A 14,105-nucleotide genomic window follows, 5' to 3' on the forward strand; every position below is an offset into this window, starting at 1 on the left:
TTAATTTATTGAGGGAGGTGGTTGATATGAATAGCCAATTCAGATCTCGGCTTGAAATCTGGACAATTTCCGGCCGCGTGGGCATCCTCGCCAATGCATTTGATGTAAAGGTCCACGAGGTCGTCAACGGCGAGTTTTATGTCACCTTTAGTTATCCGCTCCAAGAGAACGACGAGGATCGCTACAGCGCGATCGTTGAGGGAAATATTGTTACCTTCCCGCTAGATGTCGAGCGGGGTCAGCGGTTCCGAATCCGCAGAGTTGACGAGTCGCACGCTGGCCGGCGGATCTACAAGGTGGTCGAAGCGTGGCATGTAGCATTCGACCTTGGCGGCTACTTCATGGACGATTACATCGACTTTGCCGCCGCGAAGGCGCTTCCGGAGATGCTGGCGCTATTAGGCGAGGGAACGCCTTTTACCTTCGCAGTGGAGGGAAATTTCGAGCCGCACGATGTCTCGGATTTCGGCGAGGACACCAAGATTAATCTGCTGCAGCAACTGCGAAAGCTCTACGGCGCGGAGCTTTCCTTCGATAACTACGAGATCACGCTGACGACGCGCAAAGGCGGAAACTACGGCGCTCGGATCCGATATGCCCACAACTTGAAGGGCATCAAGCGGACAAGCCATAACATGGAGCGAATCACCCGGCTGTACGGGTACGGTAAGGATGGCCTGACGATCGAGGGTTACGCCGGTCACACCGTCAAGTACATCGACTCTCCGCACTTTGACCCGAACAATCCATTTATGGGCAAAATGGAATGGTCGGATATTGACGATCAAGGTCGTCTGCTGCAGGAGATGCAGAAGTATCTCGCTCAATACGAGCTACCCAACGTCTCTTATGACGTCGACTTTGCGCAACTCGAGAAGGTAGATCCGGAGTTTGAGAGTGAGAAGATCCGCGAGGCCGGCGACACCGTCACGGTCCGCGATAGCGAATTGGGCTATTCGTTCGATGCGCGCGTCAATGCGTTCGACCGATGGCCGTTCGAACGCAAGAGCGGAAACGCAGTCCTCTCGAACTTCCGTAACCTCACGACAGCGGATTATATCTTCTCGGCGACGGTAGGGAGTAAAAAGGCGATAGCCTACACTTCCAAGAACGCGGTGCTTAAGGGGAAGAAGTACGACGATTCCCTCACGCTTGTCGATGGTATGGGGATGAAAGTCGAGGACGATCAAGGCCGTATTATGGTCCGCCTCGGGCAGATCGAGCCGGGGATCTATGGCTTGGCTATGTACAACAAAGCAGGCTATAAAACGATCTGGCAGGATGCGAACACGGGTGACGCTCACTTTGCCGGAAACCTCGAAGCAGCTGGCGGGACCTTTTCTGGTGATCTGCAAGCGGCTGGGGGAACGTTCAGCGGAACGATTCAAGCAGGTACGATTATCGGAGGGTTAATCCAAGGTGCAGACGTTATCGCGTCGTCAATACGGACTAATGATGGTTCTCGTCGCGCCGAGATGAGCGTCGCAGACGATCTATTCGCGGTGTATGACGGTGACGGCGGTTATATCAAGGTGGGCTCTATCTTTGACGCCTGGGCTGTGAATAGCATTCAACTCGGCGATGTATCTGGCAGTGGGCAAATCTTTTGGGGCGGATCCGGGTTATATATCATGTCGACTGATGGTATCTCAACGTCTGAGATCAGTCCATCTTCTCTTGTTGTCTATACATTTAGCGATATTATTCAAGGTAGTAATGGGCTTTCGCTTGGGAGTAGGCTAAATAGCATTTCATCCGCAATAGCAGACTGCGCAACAGCAGGAGTTGGCACAGGCAGTTCCCCTGTCTTTAACTGTGGCATCCCTATAGGAACTGTCATTAGGGATGTTAATGGAAACGCATATACTTGGTCTGGCGTTCCAGCTCATTCACACGTGCAGAATTAGTGGTATAATGCTCGGGAATACCACAAAATGGAGTGTGATTACGTGAAAAAGCTTTCCTACATTCTGCTCGGTGTTTTGTTGGGTGTTGCGATCACAGCGTCCGCGGGTGCCTATGCGGCATCATCTGGCTTAATCGGCTCCAAGGTTGCCGGGATGAAGGAAGTAAAACTCAATGGGAAAAGCGTGGGACAAGCAGCAATTATCAATAATTCAAGTTATTTGCCTGTGCGCGCCATCTCGGAAGCTATGAGGTTAAATATCGATCTAAGCGGCGGGGTGATAGGTTTGAACAGTTCGACGCCCGATTTCGTCCAAGACCCAACTATTGAAGAGGCTCGACTCAATGATCTACAGACTAAGCGCGAAATCATATTGCGGCAAATTAATTCACCGATTTTCGTCAGTGATTTAGACACATGGAGGAAGGCCGTTCCGTACTACCAGAATGAATTGCTGACGGCCGCCGATTTTCAGAAGGCTGACCTTGAAGCGAAGCTAGCAGATGCGCAGAAGAATCTACAGGATTTTGAAGCCAAGCTTGCTGATCTACAAGCACAGCTTGCCGAAATCGACGCACAGATCGCAGCACTTCAAGATCAGCAATAATCCCATATCAACATTAAGGGTCCGCCATAAGGCGGGCTCTTTTAATTTAAAGGAGGCGAGCCCTATGGCAGCAGTCAAAACAATGTGGCGTATCGAAGCCGACCCGAGTCAACCGGAAGCCGAGATCGCCAACATCATCGCCGCTTTTTTGCGAGTGCATCCGGGTAAGGAAATAGCGATTCTTCAGACGGTGAAGGATGACATTGAGAAAGCAATCGCACGTTTCGAGGTTCAAGAAGCCAATAGGGGAGGTGGTTTGGCGGCCGGTCAAGATCAAGTTGGGAAGGAGGATAGCAAGGGATGAGTAATGCTCCGCAGATGCGGGGCTTATTTTATTGGGAAGGACGTGCCTTATGGCGAACAGAGTAGTCGAAGAGTTAGGGGTTAAGGAATTTTGGGATCATGGCATCGATGGATCAGGTGTCGTCGTAGCCGTCATCGACAGTGGTTTTAAGCAGGATCACCCCGAGCTGGCTGGCAGGATCGTGGGGTCGTTCCGCGCAACGTACTTAGGCGACGCCGCTGACATGTCGGATGTCACAGGCCACGGAACCGCTGTGGCAAGTATTATCGCCGGCGCGACGGTCGGGCTCGCACCTGGTGTCAAGCTATTGCTCATCAAAGTGGCGGGCGACGACGGCTCGCAAGGCGCCGGCTCCATAGCAAACGGCATCAAATACGCGGTAGGCTGGCGCGGACCGAACGGCGAACGCGTGAGCGTCATCAATATGTCGCTTGGCGGGCCAGTGAGTTGGGTGGACATGCACGATCAAATCAAGCGTGCAGTAGCAGCCAACATCCTTGTTGTGTGCGCCGGCGGTAATTCTGGTGATGGCAACGCCGCGACCGACGAATGGGATTATCCGGCCGGCTTCCCGGAAGTCGTATCCGTTGGGGCATACGATACCAGCTTCGCGGTCGCCAGGTTCAGCGACTCTAACGCCGAGATTGACCTGATCGGGCCCGGTGCCATGGTGGATGCGGCGAACGCGAACGGTGACTACCGGAAATTTTCCGGTACGTCGAGCGCGGCACCCTGTGTCAGCGCCGCCGCTGCGCTGTTCATCCAACAGTTTCGTCGCGACATGGGCCGCGACCCGACCGAGCCGGAGTTGTACGCACTGCTCATCAAGCACACGACGACGCAGGGAATCGTCGGTTCCACTGATCGGCGCCAGATTGGCAACGGCCGGCTGTATCTGGAGTACGAGGACGCCGCGCCGCAGCCGTTAACCGTCGATGACATCTCGTTCGAGGACGCGCTTCGCGGTTTCATGGCTACGCCGATTGACGGCCGGACCGGTGGCGCGCCGACGATTGACAGTCCCGATCTATGGCTTAAGCTATCTGCTAAGCAGCAGCGCGGCGAGCCCATCAACGCGCAGGAGTTTAGATTTTTCGAGCTCTTCGCGCGGAAATCGTATGTGTCGTTGAGAAATAGCCGGTCCTAATGTCCGGATTTAATTGGGTGGGAGGTGCGGGGGGTGCAGAGATATATCAGAGCCTTTTTGAGTTTAGACTCGCTTGCTAAGCCGGCGAATGTTGGGGCTGCATGGATTGGGGCTGTCGTGGCGCCATGGTTTGATAGCTTATCGACGAGCGGTAAGTTCTGGGCGTGGATTCTTCTCTTTGCGATCGTCATGTCGGATTGGATTTCAGGTACAGCTTCGGCGAAAAGGAACGAATCATACCGCAGCGACTATGGCAATGCGGCTGTATTGCGAACAGTTTTACTGTTGTTCATTCCGTTTATCGGGTGGCTGCTGGATAAGGTATCGATGACAGTCTTTGAGATCAACCAGCCAGGCGTCGCCTATTACGCCTTAACCGGCGCTCTAATCTATCACAACTGGGTAAGCATGACGGCAAACTGCGCGCGGGCCGGCTGGGAGCGATGGATTCCGAATAAGGTTCTCAACTATGTCGGATCTGAAATTAAAGCAAAGGCTGAGCGGGCGTTGAAAATGAAGAACTTGCTATAAGGAGGGAAAGCAATGAAGAAATTCACGTTCAAGCAGATTTTTGCTTTCGCCATTGTGACTATTCTGGCGGGGTGTCTAGTGGCGGCATTCGCGACGGACAACAAAGACCTCGTCAACATGCTCGTTGTGGCGCTTGTCGGCGCGCTAGGCACAATAATGACGTTCTTCTTCAAGCATGAGGACGGGGACGGTGGCAGCAAATGAACCTCGTCTACTACAACCAGGAGGATCCACGCTGGCGTAACGTGCCGTACACGATCCGAGGCGACAAGTCGCAGACCATCGGCACGTCCGCATGCGGCCCAACATCATTCGCGATGGCGGCCAGCTCGCTGCTGGGACGCTCGATCCTGCCGACGGAGACGGCTGCCTACGCTGTCGCTCACGGCTACCGCACCGACAACAACGGGACGGCATGGGGATTTTTCGCGGATGCGGCCGAGCACTACGGCCTGACGTGTCGGACTGGCAACTTCGCGGCAGCCAAGCAGGCGCTCGCGGGCGGTGCTCTCGTCGTCGCATCGATGCGTAGCGGCCACTTTACAAGTGGTGGACACTACATTCTGCTGGTCGGCGCGGGAGATGGATGGATCGACGTATATGATCCTAACAAGGACAACCGAAAGTACGGCGTGGACGGTCTTATCGATCAAGGCGCTAAGGATGACGGGAAGGTACGCTCAAGGGAATCGGTCATTCAGCGCGAGGCAGGACAATTCTGGATTATCAGTAAGCCGGATACGGCAGAGGAGGCGGACGAGGTGCTGCAACTGAGCAATTATCAATGGGGTGTCTTGGAGAGTAACGTCAAGCAACTGCTCGTGAACAAGACGATCACGGATGAATCGTGGTTGACCAAGATCAAAGAGCGGACGCTCACTACGTCGGAGCTGGCGTGGCTTACTTTTGTTGTGGCGATGCGTTAAATGATTCAACCCGGGGGCTTCGGCCCTCGGGCTTATTTGTTATTTCCGCTGTTCTGGGTCAAGAACCCATGAACGCGAATAATCTCTGCCTTTGAATAGTTCTGCAATTCCTGATACTTGCTTTAATCTTAAAACCTCTTCCGCGTCCATTCCCAGATGTTTTCCTATCTGCTCATCATCCCATCCGAGTCCAATCAACTCTATGACAATATCCTTCATACCAAGAACAGAATGCTTTCCGCGGGCTCGGTTATGGCGGATGGTGGACGCCATACGGTCTTGTATTGGCTTATTTAGTGTTACAACTGGCAACCTTCCCTTCGTGCTGCGGGCAATGTCCTTATATTCCTTCCCGACGCGGTTCCGATGGAAGCCATCGACAACCGTTTTTTTGTCAACATCATTCACCGTTACAATCGGTTGTGTGTATCCATCCTCTTTAATCGAGGTATATAATAACCGCATCTCCGGAGGCGCGACGCTATTCGGATTGTAGTCATTCGCTTGCACGTCATCAGCAGGAACCCATTGTACAAAGCTGATCGGATGTTGAATCGGGTGAACCTCTCGAAGACGATCCATTAGCTCGTTTATCGCTTCGATTCGTTCTTCCTCAGGCAGATTGGCGAGTTGATTAATCAATGAATCAAACATTAATCTAACTCCTTTCTCATGATCTTATAACGACCTTTGGTTCCAATCTCACGGAAGCCGTTTCGGATATGCGTATTATAGCTTTTATCTGTGACCGTAGCTCCAAGTTTCGTTACTCCAGCTTCATGCGCGATCTTGATCCGCTCGTCGAACATATTATTGTAGATGCGTTTTCCTCTCCAATTGGGATGAACCCATCCGCTTTTCATGAGCGCTTTGCCCTTGGCCTTAAGGAATTCGATGCTGCTGCAGGCGATGGGGTACTTATCGGCAACGACGACAATCCATTCGCGGTTCGGATCGTCATAGATCGGCATCCCCAATTCTCTCGCTACCTCGCGGCTTCCGAAAAACCATCCGAGAAGCTCATAAAATCTCGGATGTTCATTATTGATCTGGAAGTAGGTTAATCCGCATTCCTCTCGCAACACCTTCATAGGATTTCCCTCCATTTGGCGAGCCTGTCTTTCTTGGCCTCTTGTTTATCGGCCCTCGGCTTGATAATCGAGATGTTTCCTTCCCAATCATTTATTAGAAGCTGTCGGCATTGCTGGCGATGAATGCTCTCGTCTTCTGGCTGACCAGCGAACCTCTCTCGGAAACGTTCAACGTGAGTGCTTGGCGTAGTCGAGAGCAGGAAATCTCGGTAATCCTTCCAACTGCTAAAAGCCGGAGGCAGTTTAGATGCGCTATAGACCATATCTTCTTTGATGTAACGAGCTGAGATATGCACGCCGGGCATCCGTTTGAGCAGTTTCGCATAGGTCTCTGGCTCAAACTCGTGCAGCGATTCCAGACTTTTGAGAGAATTCTCATGGCCGAGATAGGAAACGCGCACATCTTGGATACGGTGGCCGCGCCAGTGCATGAAGTCATAAACTCTGTTATATCTCAGGCCACGGACAGAAATATGGTGCCAAACATCTTCGAACGTCCAATCATAAATCGGGTAAGCCTTTAAACCTGATTTCCCATTTTGGCTTGTCCACATCAGGTTGTTCCATCCGGGATTTTTGACCACTGATCGGAATCGATTGAGGCTCTCCTCGGCGCGGAGACCGACGAGGAAACAGGTTGAATCCTTGTCCCAGCGGCTCTCAAACCACGGGAAGAATTTATAGAAACGGTCCGGCGCTCCATCGGCCTCTTGAATGGCTACTTGGTCTTTTTCCCGCATCCATTCTTCGCCAGGATGCCAAGCGTTAAGAAAATCAACGCGAAGGGACGAAGCATTGGTCATCCGCAGCGGGACTTGATACCAATGGGGGATAACGCCTTCCAAACTGAAAATATGTTTGACCTGATCGATTGTCGACTGATACTCAGCCTCTTGGTCGAGGAAGAAGCCATGAACCCGCCGCCCACGACGGATCGCTTCTTGTTGGCAGAGGTCAAGCAGTACGGTGCTGTCCTTGCCGCCGGACAGCGACACAACGATATTTTCGAAGGAATCGAACAAAATGGATACTCGTTCCTGGGCTGCAAGCAGAACGTTTTGCTGGAGGTATAGTTTGGCTCCGGCTCTCATTGTCTCACCTCACGATAAAGCGCTGATGCAAGCGCATTGATCTGGTTGTACTCTTCAAACACACGTTTATATAGCATCCGGTCGACAGTAGAATCACTGCGGAATATGTAGATTTCGCAGTCTGGCCGGACGTTAGCGATCACGTCTAGGAATAGATATCCTCGAACAATCGGTGTCTCGAATAAAATGACGCGATCATACTGGCCCTCATCGCCATTGGTGTCATAGAACGACTTGGCATTGACGCCGGGGAACCGCTTCTGCAGCCGCTTGTTGTGGCCGGCGAGGTTGGTGTAGACCGCGGTATTCCCAGGTCGCGTCAGCAGCGAGCCAAGTGCGGCATACCGGCTCTCGCGTATGTTAGTCCAGTCCGCGAGCGTCGTGATGATCGGACTAGCCGTCTTGTTCTCTTCGAACATTCGGTCGCGCAGTTGCTTATATTCGGCGGCTTCGAACTTTGTCATCGAGCAGTCGACTGTGACAACTTGATTGCCAAGGAAGTCGGCATAGTCAATATCTGCATGCTCCGCCAATTTAGCTGCCAGCAGATCAAAGTCGTGCGCCCTCACTCGGTTGTTGCCTTGCTGCTCCCAGTTATTCTCGCGGTAGCTGTACCAATGCTGATATCCGAGAATGCCCCGGTCAATAAATGCGAGAGGAGAGTAGAGATATTCGACGCCGCTGGTGAATGGAACGATGTCGATCATTACTTTATGCTTATATTGGGATGCGATCCGGCTGAGACGAACGAAAGTGTTGTTGGTAATCATCTTATATCGCGCTGATCGGTCGAAGACAAGAAGCGTTTCTTCGTTCGCTTCGTTGAAAAGGTCATTGGATTTTGTGACATCTTCATATGTGAACAGCCGGGCTTCTGGAAGTCGATAGGACATGTCTTCCATGAATTTTTTTGGAATGAGATAGAACATCTTTCTCGTTCCACACTGATTGAAGTATGAGCGAACGTAAGCGGCGCGCGCATCGGCTGACTTCGAATAAAATATTTTCTTCAATCGCCTCACCGCCCGTATTTGATAAACATCTTCACAGAAAACTTCTGTGGGCGCACGCCAAATTTCTCCGCTTTTTCAGCAGCGTATTGATTAAATAGGATTCGGAACTCCTGCATCATATCTTCGGCTTCCTTAAAACTTATCGCTCCGGTATTGTATAAATCGCGAGCCTGCAATGCTTTCGCTCGCGCATTATTAAATACAGGGTCATCCATTGACGCCTCACCTCGCATATAATCATAACGCTTTAATCAATTCCTTCAAACGTTCCTTTTTGACTTTCTCGACTTCGGCACGAAAGTCCTGAACAATATCACCTTTCCTGCAGATCGACTTCCAGATGCGATCGTCGATGGACTGGACGCAATGAATATCTTCAAACATAGCTTTCTTCATTTGACCAATCCGACAAACGCGATCCTCCATCTGTTCGTTTTCGGCGTATTTGAAGGTTCGATTATAGACCTTGACTATATGAGACTCGACAAGGGTAAGACCATGTCCGCCAGTTGCAGCAGTGGCGACGAAGAAGCGCGCGCTGGACTTGAAACGTTCCTCTTCGGATTTACGATTCTTCGGCGCCACCTTACCATAGTAGACCGCAACCTGATCATCTCCGTAAGCTGTCTTCAACTCTGTCGATATCATTTCGATGTCCCGCTGATATTTGGCCCACACAATGATTTTTTCATTGTCAGGTTCTCGTTGGATCGAGTCCATAAGCGTCTGCAGACGCCGATGGTTCAGATGAATTACTCGCCCTTTACGATTATGGTAACCGCAAACGACTTGTTGTAACGCTGAGAACATCCGAAAAATAATATATCGGTCAAAGGTAGCGGTATCGGCCAGGTCGAGGTAATCATTTTTGATGGAGTCATAATAGAATCGTTGTTCATCGGTCATATCGAAATAAGCCGTTTTGTACATGCGTCCTGGCAAGTTTAAACATTCTTCCTTGGTAATCTGGTAGGTATATGGCTTAATTTTCGCCGCCAGATATTCGACGTTATGTGCGCGGACGACCTGTCCTGGATATTTGTCCGAATATTCGATATGGTTCGCCGCAAATGACCAAAATGATTGGTATCCGAGGATTTTTGGCGAAAGAAAATAAAACTGCGAAAACATGTCTTTGATTCCATTACTCAATAGAGTGCCTGTCATGATCGCACGATATCTCGTGTCTCTACAAAGATTAATGATGCGGATTGCGCGAAGGGCATAATTGTTTTTGCAATACTGGGACTCATCTAATATGGCCATCGTCCGATCGGTAATGAGTTGATGCGCTGCAAACAACTCCCTTGCGCTCTGACTCATAGACTCGATACCAACGACGTACCACATGGCTTCTGGTATGTTTCCGCCAGTTATTTTATCGTCGAAAACGCAAATATCCTCGGCGCTGCAGTATGTATGCTTTAGGATTTCGCCGCGGACAGTTAGTTTTAGAGAGACAGGGCAAAACCAAACCACGCGATCTATTTTTTTGTGCCGATACTTCACGAGTTCGATGATGGTTCGGCTCTTTCCGGTTCCCGGATCCATCAGCAGTGCATTGATTCGGGAAGGTAGCGATTTGTTCACGGCATCTACTTGATGCTGCATTAATTCAGTCGTCGTCTCGAAGGCTTTCATCAATAACCACCTCATCAGGAATGGCGAGCTTGTCCGGAATGGAGCGAACTACTACGCGCTCTCTCTTTATGAGAGTAGGTACATCGACGAGTATCTCACGATCACGAGCGGCCATCGCGATATCGATTGCTTGTTCAGCGCTCTCCGTAAACCGGAAATTATGGACAGACGCAAAATCAATGACCTGATCGAAGTAACGCGGATTTACCACGATGCCTGGTTTTAGATACTTGCTGCCGGTGATGCGCCGCGCTGCGTTGTAGTAGTCGTCATCTTTTCCCCAAAGAATATAGAACCATCCTGGATATTTATCGTGGTCAGTTTTGACAGTCGTGATCCAAGATGTGTGCTCAGGATCGTAATCAGCCGCAATTGCCTTGCTAATGACTTCATCGTTCGACGAAACAACGAATCCTCCAGCGAGAAGGAGATGGCCGAGTTCAGCAGCTCGATCAACAGGAGTACCACTTCGCTTTCCAATTTTACGTGCCCACCGGCCGCTATCCCAACTAAAACCCAACCCTTTGACGATCTCCCGGAAGTCGTCTCGCTTCTCGGAAAAGTGAGCCTCGACAATCTCTCCTATGATACGGATCGTCACAACCGTCTCTGACTTTGTTTCCTCTGGTCTGACGATGCTATCCGAGGTTTGCTTGATGGGCTCGGGGACGGCTATTGCCGACCGGGATGCCTCAACATCCATACGCTGCACAAAATCAAGTCTACGGTAAAGATCAGAGACCTCCGCCTTATTATCGATCCACCATGCAGCTGCAGTTTTGGCAGATTTGATGTATGCTATTACTCGCTCGAACAGAGCAATTGCTTCTTTCGCTTGCGTAATCTTATCCTCTTTGACGTGACCGCCGGAGATGTTACTTATTATATTTCCGTGAGTAACAGCTAACTTGTCGAGTATCTCTTGACGGCAGGTCTCTCCGTAAGCAATTTGTTTGAGGCTGCCCGCAAGCTCTGGCAATCCTTGATTTCTAGCTGCATCTGATGCCTTTTTGTTAGCTTCGACTCGAGCTGCTATTTTCTCTGCCTCACGGCACTCAGGGCAACTATGGCCCTCATGCCATTTTGCTATCCTTTCGCGATCCTTTGTCGGTCCACCAATATCTAATTTACCACTATGTCCGCACCGGTACTCGATGTTGTATTTCGCCAATTTATTCACCCCTATTACTTAATGGTTATATGTAAAGGCCAGCCATGCACGGCCAGCTCGTGGCGGGTTCCCGCGACGCCCCGGAGGGCGTTTCGGCCGGTTCCCATCCGGCCATCATCAGGCGGGTTAGATAGCAGCGTCTCTCGCTTCCTTTTCTGCCTTTGCCGCTAAGTATATTTCTTCGAGTTGCTCGAACGCCATGTAGATCGAATGAGTCTCCCCATTCATCGCCTTAAACCGTTCGATAAGAATCGAGTACGATCCTTCATTTTTTCTCTCGAGCTGGCTGAAGAATTTCGCCATCTCATCCTCTTCAAACTTAGCGATGGTGCTTGTTCCATCAAAAAATTCTTCTTTGTAGATTTCTTTTCTCATTTAATATCAGCTCCCTTGTCCTTTATGTCTGTATTATATACTTGCGCACGTATACGGTCAAGCGTTTTTTATACTTGTTCAAGTATATTTTTTCTGGTACGATGATATCGAAAGGAGTTGGTACGATGGCCGGATCAGCAGCAACGCGCGCCAAGAACAAATACCAGGCCGCGAATTACGATCGGATCAGCATCGTTGTGCCTAAAGGCGAGAAAGAAGCTATTCGGGCAGCAGCTGAAGCGGCCGGGGCCGCAAGCGTGAATGAATTCGTGATTCGCGCGATCGAGGAGAAAATGGAACGGGAGGGGCTCAAATGAGCAAGCCGCTTAGAGCCAGCATGCTAGACTATGCCTCTGGCGTAGATACACGTCCGTATCCCGGCGTGCTGCCGGACGAGTTGGAGAAATACCGTTACTATGTGGGCGACTCCGGACACGCCATCATGTGCGTCTTGGAGACGCACTGGCCGACCGATGAGCCGTATATGTATGAGATCCCGGTGCCGGTCAAGTACGTGCTTGAGCAGGGGTATCGGATCGACAACGGCTTCGTCATCGTCGATGCGCCGTATGACATGCGTTTCGGGTTAGACGTAGACGACAAATATTATGAGTTCTAGAGGCCGCCGGCAAGGCGGCTTTCTTTTTCTCTTGAATAAGAACAAATGTTCTGATTATAATAAGAACAAATGTTTCTATTTGGAGGGGTAGACACAATGAAAAAGGTATCGCCAAGGCAGCAAGTTGTTTTATCTGAAATCAAGGCATTCCTGATCAAGAAAGGATACTCCCCGAGTGTCCGCGAGTTGGCGGCGATCTTAAATATTCAGTCGCCCAGCACCGTCCATGCGCATCTTCAAAGCCTGAAACGCAAAGGAATGATCGATTGGGAACCGGATCGCCCTCGGACGCTTCGCATCATCGAATGGGAGGAGCGTCGGGATGCGATTTGAACAATTGGTTGGCCGGCGTGCGGATGTCATTTATGAAGATAGCAAGGGAATAATTACGCAGCGCACCGTTACTGTTTATTCCGTCCGTGATGGACAAATGAAAGTATTTGATCTCATGAAACAAGCGTATCGAACATTGAAGCTAGAGCGAGTCCTGGCGGCTCAGCCAGTACTTGGGAGGCGGGTGTCGTGAACGCAGAGACATCCGTGCCTCAGAGTAGAATGCCCACCGTTGAAGAGTTGGAGATGATTCGGGATGCCTTGTTGCTACCTAATATCGTTATCATGCTGGAAAGGCAACGAGAAGAGCTGCAAAGGTCATTTTTGATGCTTAAGCCACTGTATCTAATGACGACTGATGTATTAATTGCGTCAGTTAATAAAGATTTGTCTCAACTACGCATGGAACTGCGAAAACGAAAGATCAAAACATGGGAAGGCGAGCAGTCTGATTTCACGCTGTACATCCAGTACGTTTGCCGAGGGTATGAGAGCAGATTTGGGATTGTCCGGGAACATGCCAAGGCAGAGGTACGGGTGAGATTAACCAAGTATATTGGCGAGGTGTTTAAATCCTTATCAACATAAAGGGGATGCAGCTATGACAAAGACAAAAGTAAAGCGACCAACGCGGGACGAGTTCGAACTCGAGGATCTAGCCGAAAGGTTGGTGGAGGCACATCAGGAGGAGTCCGAGGTTGTCCTGGCTGTATGGGGCCGCGAAGAATCGGTTAGGGGCCGGATCACAGAGATGGATGCGAGGACGAAGATGGTGCATGTTTCAAGAGCTGGCGAGATGGTAAAGGTGCCGTTTATGGATATAATGAAAGTAGGAAGCCCCGAGTGATTCGGGGCTTTTCTACATTTAAATAGAAGGAGAAGGAGGCAAAGCTTTCAATATCTCATTCAGAACCACTGACGGCCGCCCTGAAGGGATCCGGTCATCGCGCTCCCAAGATCGGACGGTTTTAGAATCGACACCGACAAGTGCGGCGAATTCGTTTAGCTGCAGTCCTTGGAGTAGCCGGACCTTTTTTATTTTTTGGCCGAGTGTTTTTTGAGGGAGATTTTCGAAGCATCCAAGGAATTCAATTGAGACGTCCAGTACTTCGGCAAATCGGCGTATATTAGAAAGCGCCGCCCCATGAATCCCGCGCTCAAGACAACTAATTGTAGTGGCTGAGACTCCGGATAGCTGGGATAGATAAACGATAGACCAGCCATTTGCGCATCTAGCATACCGAAGCCGCTCACCCATTGTTTTTCCGGGGTTATCGGGCACAAGAATCGAAGAATGTGAAAACGTCCTGATCAACATGTTGCTTTCCAAGGTGGTTTTTCTCACGGACA

At 50.4% G+C, this 14,105-nt stretch carries 22 protein-coding genes; 13 read left to right on the plus strand and 9 right to left on the minus strand.

Going from position 1 to position 14,105, the window contains the following annotated elements:
* From H4Q31_RS08795 to H4Q31_RS08825, 7 genes are all read left to right on the plus strand, one after another.
* Positions 1–1,907, plus strand: a 1,907-nt coding sequence (locus tag H4Q31_RS08795; protein WP_221626788.1) for a phage tail spike protein, incomplete at its 5' end; no start/stop codon positions are given.
* A gap of 42 nt (positions 1,908–1,949) precedes the next feature.
* Complete coding sequence (locus tag H4Q31_RS08800) at positions 1,950–2,513, plus strand: stalk domain-containing protein (protein ID WP_185178701.1); 564 nt, start codon at positions 1,950–1,952, stop codon at positions 2,511–2,513.
* A 64-nt stretch (positions 2,514–2,577) separates the two neighbouring features.
* A complete protein-coding gene (locus tag H4Q31_RS08805; RefSeq protein WP_185178702.1) occupies positions 2,578–2,817 on the plus strand; it encodes a hypothetical protein in 240 nt (79 codons plus the stop codon).
* A gap of 49 nt (positions 2,818–2,866) precedes the next feature.
* Positions 2,867–3,964 carry a S8 family serine peptidase gene (locus H4Q31_RS08810; protein ID WP_185178703.1) on the plus strand — a complete coding sequence of 366 codons (1,098 nt, stop codon included), beginning with the start codon at positions 2,867–2,869 and terminating at the stop codon, positions 3,962–3,964.
* 33 nt (positions 3,965–3,997) lie between these two features.
* Complete coding sequence (locus H4Q31_RS08815; protein WP_185178704.1) at positions 3,998–4,495, plus strand: phage holin family protein; 498 nt, start codon at positions 3,998–4,000, stop codon at positions 4,493–4,495.
* Between the two features lie 12 nt (positions 4,496–4,507).
* Positions 4,508–4,699, plus strand: a complete 192-nt coding sequence (locus H4Q31_RS08820) for a hypothetical protein (protein WP_185178705.1) — start codon at positions 4,508–4,510, stop codon at positions 4,697–4,699.
* Positions 4,696–5,421: a C39 family peptidase gene (locus H4Q31_RS08825; RefSeq protein WP_185178706.1), complete on the plus strand. Its 726-nt coding sequence runs from the start codon at positions 4,696–4,698 to the stop codon at positions 5,419–5,421. The genes H4Q31_RS08820 and H4Q31_RS08825 overlap by 4 nt, the downstream gene beginning before the upstream one ends.
* A gap of 39 nt (positions 5,422–5,460) precedes the next feature.
* On the opposite strand, the gene H4Q31_RS08830 is transcribed toward H4Q31_RS08825, so the two are convergent.
* The 8 genes from H4Q31_RS08830 to H4Q31_RS08865 all read right to left on the minus strand — a co-directional run bounded on the left by H4Q31_RS08830 (position 5,461) and on the right by H4Q31_RS08865 (position 11,803).
* Complete coding sequence (locus H4Q31_RS08830) at positions 5,461–6,003, minus strand: IbrB-like domain-containing protein (protein ID WP_209703542.1); 543 nt, start codon at positions 6,001–6,003, stop codon at positions 5,461–5,463.
* Positions 6,004–6,074: 71 nt separating this feature from the next.
* The gene (locus H4Q31_RS08835; RefSeq protein WP_185178708.1) at positions 6,075–6,512 is read right to left on the minus strand and encodes a GNAT family N-acetyltransferase; all 438 of its coding nucleotides are present in this window, start codon (positions 6,510–6,512) and stop codon (positions 6,075–6,077) included.
* Positions 6,509–7,603 (minus strand): phosphoadenosine phosphosulfate reductase domain-containing protein, encoded by a 1,095-nt coding sequence (locus tag H4Q31_RS08840; protein WP_185178709.1) that lies wholly within the window; start codon positions 7,601–7,603, stop codon positions 6,509–6,511. Before H4Q31_RS08840 ends, H4Q31_RS08835 begins: the two co-directional genes overlap by 4 nt.
* Positions 7,600–8,616 carry a hypothetical protein gene (locus tag H4Q31_RS08845; protein ID WP_185178710.1) on the minus strand — a complete coding sequence of 339 codons (1,017 nt, stop codon included), beginning with the start codon at positions 8,614–8,616 and terminating at the stop codon, positions 7,600–7,602. The genes H4Q31_RS08840 and H4Q31_RS08845 overlap by 4 nt, the downstream gene beginning before the upstream one ends.
* A 5-nt stretch (positions 8,617–8,621) precedes the next feature.
* The gene (locus tag H4Q31_RS08850) at positions 8,622–8,831 is read right to left on the minus strand and encodes a hypothetical protein (RefSeq protein WP_185178711.1); all 210 of its coding nucleotides are present in this window, start codon (positions 8,829–8,831) and stop codon (positions 8,622–8,624) included.
* Between the two features lie 22 nt (positions 8,832–8,853).
* Positions 8,854–10,257: an SNF2-related protein gene (locus H4Q31_RS08855; protein WP_185178712.1), complete on the minus strand. Its 1,404-nt coding sequence runs from the start codon at positions 10,255–10,257 to the stop codon at positions 8,854–8,856.
* Positions 10,232–11,428: a hypothetical protein gene (locus H4Q31_RS08860; protein WP_185178713.1), complete on the minus strand. Its 1,197-nt coding sequence runs from the start codon at positions 11,426–11,428 to the stop codon at positions 10,232–10,234. The genes H4Q31_RS08855 and H4Q31_RS08860 overlap by 26 nt, the downstream gene beginning before the upstream one ends.
* A 126-nt stretch (positions 11,429–11,554) precedes the next feature.
* Positions 11,555–11,803, minus strand: a complete 249-nt coding sequence (locus tag H4Q31_RS08865; RefSeq protein WP_185178714.1) for a hypothetical protein — start codon at positions 11,801–11,803, stop codon at positions 11,555–11,557.
* A 125-nt stretch (positions 11,804–11,928) separates the two neighbouring features.
* On the opposite strand from H4Q31_RS08865, the gene H4Q31_RS08870 reads away from it, so the two are divergent.
* The 6 genes from H4Q31_RS08870 (at position 11,929) to H4Q31_RS08895 (ending at position 13,602) form a co-directional block, all read left to right on the plus strand.
* The gene (locus tag H4Q31_RS08870) at positions 11,929–12,120 is read left to right on the plus strand and encodes a transcriptional regulator (RefSeq protein ID WP_185178715.1); all 192 of its coding nucleotides are present in this window, start codon (positions 11,929–11,931) and stop codon (positions 12,118–12,120) included.
* Positions 12,117–12,422 (plus strand): hypothetical protein, encoded by a 306-nt coding sequence (locus H4Q31_RS08875; RefSeq protein ID WP_185178716.1) that lies wholly within the window; start codon positions 12,117–12,119, stop codon positions 12,420–12,422. Before H4Q31_RS08870 ends, H4Q31_RS08875 begins: the two co-directional genes overlap by 4 nt.
* A 96-nt stretch (positions 12,423–12,518) precedes the next feature.
* Positions 12,519–12,755 (plus strand): LexA family protein, encoded by a 237-nt coding sequence (locus H4Q31_RS08880; RefSeq protein WP_185178717.1) that lies wholly within the window; start codon positions 12,519–12,521, stop codon positions 12,753–12,755.
* Complete coding sequence (locus H4Q31_RS08885; RefSeq protein WP_185178718.1) at positions 12,745–12,948, plus strand: hypothetical protein; 204 nt, start codon at positions 12,745–12,747, stop codon at positions 12,946–12,948. The genes H4Q31_RS08880 and H4Q31_RS08885 overlap by 11 nt, the downstream gene beginning before the upstream one ends.
* A complete protein-coding gene (locus H4Q31_RS08890) occupies positions 12,945–13,343 on the plus strand; it encodes a YhjD family protein (protein ID WP_185178719.1) in 399 nt (132 codons plus the stop codon). Before H4Q31_RS08885 ends, H4Q31_RS08890 begins: the two co-directional genes overlap by 4 nt.
* Positions 13,344–13,356: 13 nt before the next feature.
* Positions 13,357–13,602 carry a YolD-like family protein gene (locus tag H4Q31_RS08895; protein WP_185178720.1) on the plus strand — a complete coding sequence of 82 codons (246 nt, stop codon included), beginning with the start codon at positions 13,357–13,359 and terminating at the stop codon, positions 13,600–13,602.
* Positions 13,603–13,620: 18 nt separating this feature from the next.
* On the opposite strand, the gene H4Q31_RS08900 is transcribed toward H4Q31_RS08895, so the two are convergent.
* The coding region (locus tag H4Q31_RS08900) for a helix-turn-helix domain-containing protein (protein ID WP_221626789.1) at positions 13,621–14,105 on the minus strand (485 nt) is incomplete at its 5' end.

The organism is Cohnella lubricantis (assembly GCF_014212015.1).
Lineage (GTDB): Bacteria > Bacillota > Bacilli > Paenibacillales > Paenibacillaceae > Cohnella > Cohnella lubricantis.

Bases quoted from the DNA above. Each gene is read 5' to 3' on its own strand.
- H4Q31_RS08805 (WP_185178702.1), top strand. From the start codon at position 2,578: ATGGCAGCAGTCAAAACAATGTGGCGTATCGAAGCCGACCCGAGTCAA.
- H4Q31_RS08810 (WP_185178703.1), top strand. From the start codon at position 2,867: ATGGCGAACAGAGTAGTCGAAGAGTTAGGGGTTAAGGAATTTTGGGAT.
- H4Q31_RS08820 (WP_185178705.1), top strand. From the start codon at position 4,508: ATGAAGAAATTCACGTTCAAGCAGATTTTTGCTTTCGCCATTGTGACT.
- H4Q31_RS08825 (WP_185178706.1), top strand. From the start codon at position 4,696: ATGAACCTCGTCTACTACAACCAGGAGGATCCACGCTGGCGTAACGTG.
- H4Q31_RS08830 (WP_209703542.1), bottom strand. From the start codon at position 6,003: ATGGATCGTCTTCGAGAGGTTCACCCGATTCAACATCCGATCAGCTTT.
- H4Q31_RS08835 (WP_185178708.1), bottom strand. From the start codon at position 6,512: ATGAAGGTGTTGCGAGAGGAATGCGGATTAACCTACTTCCAGATCAAT.
- H4Q31_RS08840 (WP_185178709.1), bottom strand. From the start codon at position 7,603: ATGAGAGCCGGAGCCAAACTATACCTCCAGCAAAACGTTCTGCTTGCA.
- H4Q31_RS08850 (WP_185178711.1), bottom strand. From the start codon at position 8,831: ATGGATGACCCTGTATTTAATAATGCGCGAGCGAAAGCATTGCAGGCT.
- H4Q31_RS08855 (WP_185178712.1), bottom strand. From the start codon at position 10,257: ATGAAAGCCTTCGAGACGACGACTGAATTAATGCAGCATCAAGTAGAT.
- H4Q31_RS08865 (WP_185178714.1), bottom strand. From the start codon at position 11,803: ATGAGAAAAGAAATCTACAAAGAAGAATTTTTTGATGGAACAAGCACC.
- H4Q31_RS08870 (WP_185178715.1), top strand. From the start codon at position 11,929: ATGGCCGGATCAGCAGCAACGCGCGCCAAGAACAAATACCAGGCCGCG.
- H4Q31_RS08875 (WP_185178716.1), top strand. From the start codon at position 12,117: ATGAGCAAGCCGCTTAGAGCCAGCATGCTAGACTATGCCTCTGGCGTA.
- H4Q31_RS08880 (WP_185178717.1), top strand. From the start codon at position 12,519: ATGAAAAAGGTATCGCCAAGGCAGCAAGTTGTTTTATCTGAAATCAAG.
- H4Q31_RS08885 (WP_185178718.1), top strand. From the start codon at position 12,745: ATGCGATTTGAACAATTGGTTGGCCGGCGTGCGGATGTCATTTATGAA.
- H4Q31_RS08895 (WP_185178720.1), top strand. From the start codon at position 13,357: ATGACAAAGACAAAAGTAAAGCGACCAACGCGGGACGAGTTCGAACTC.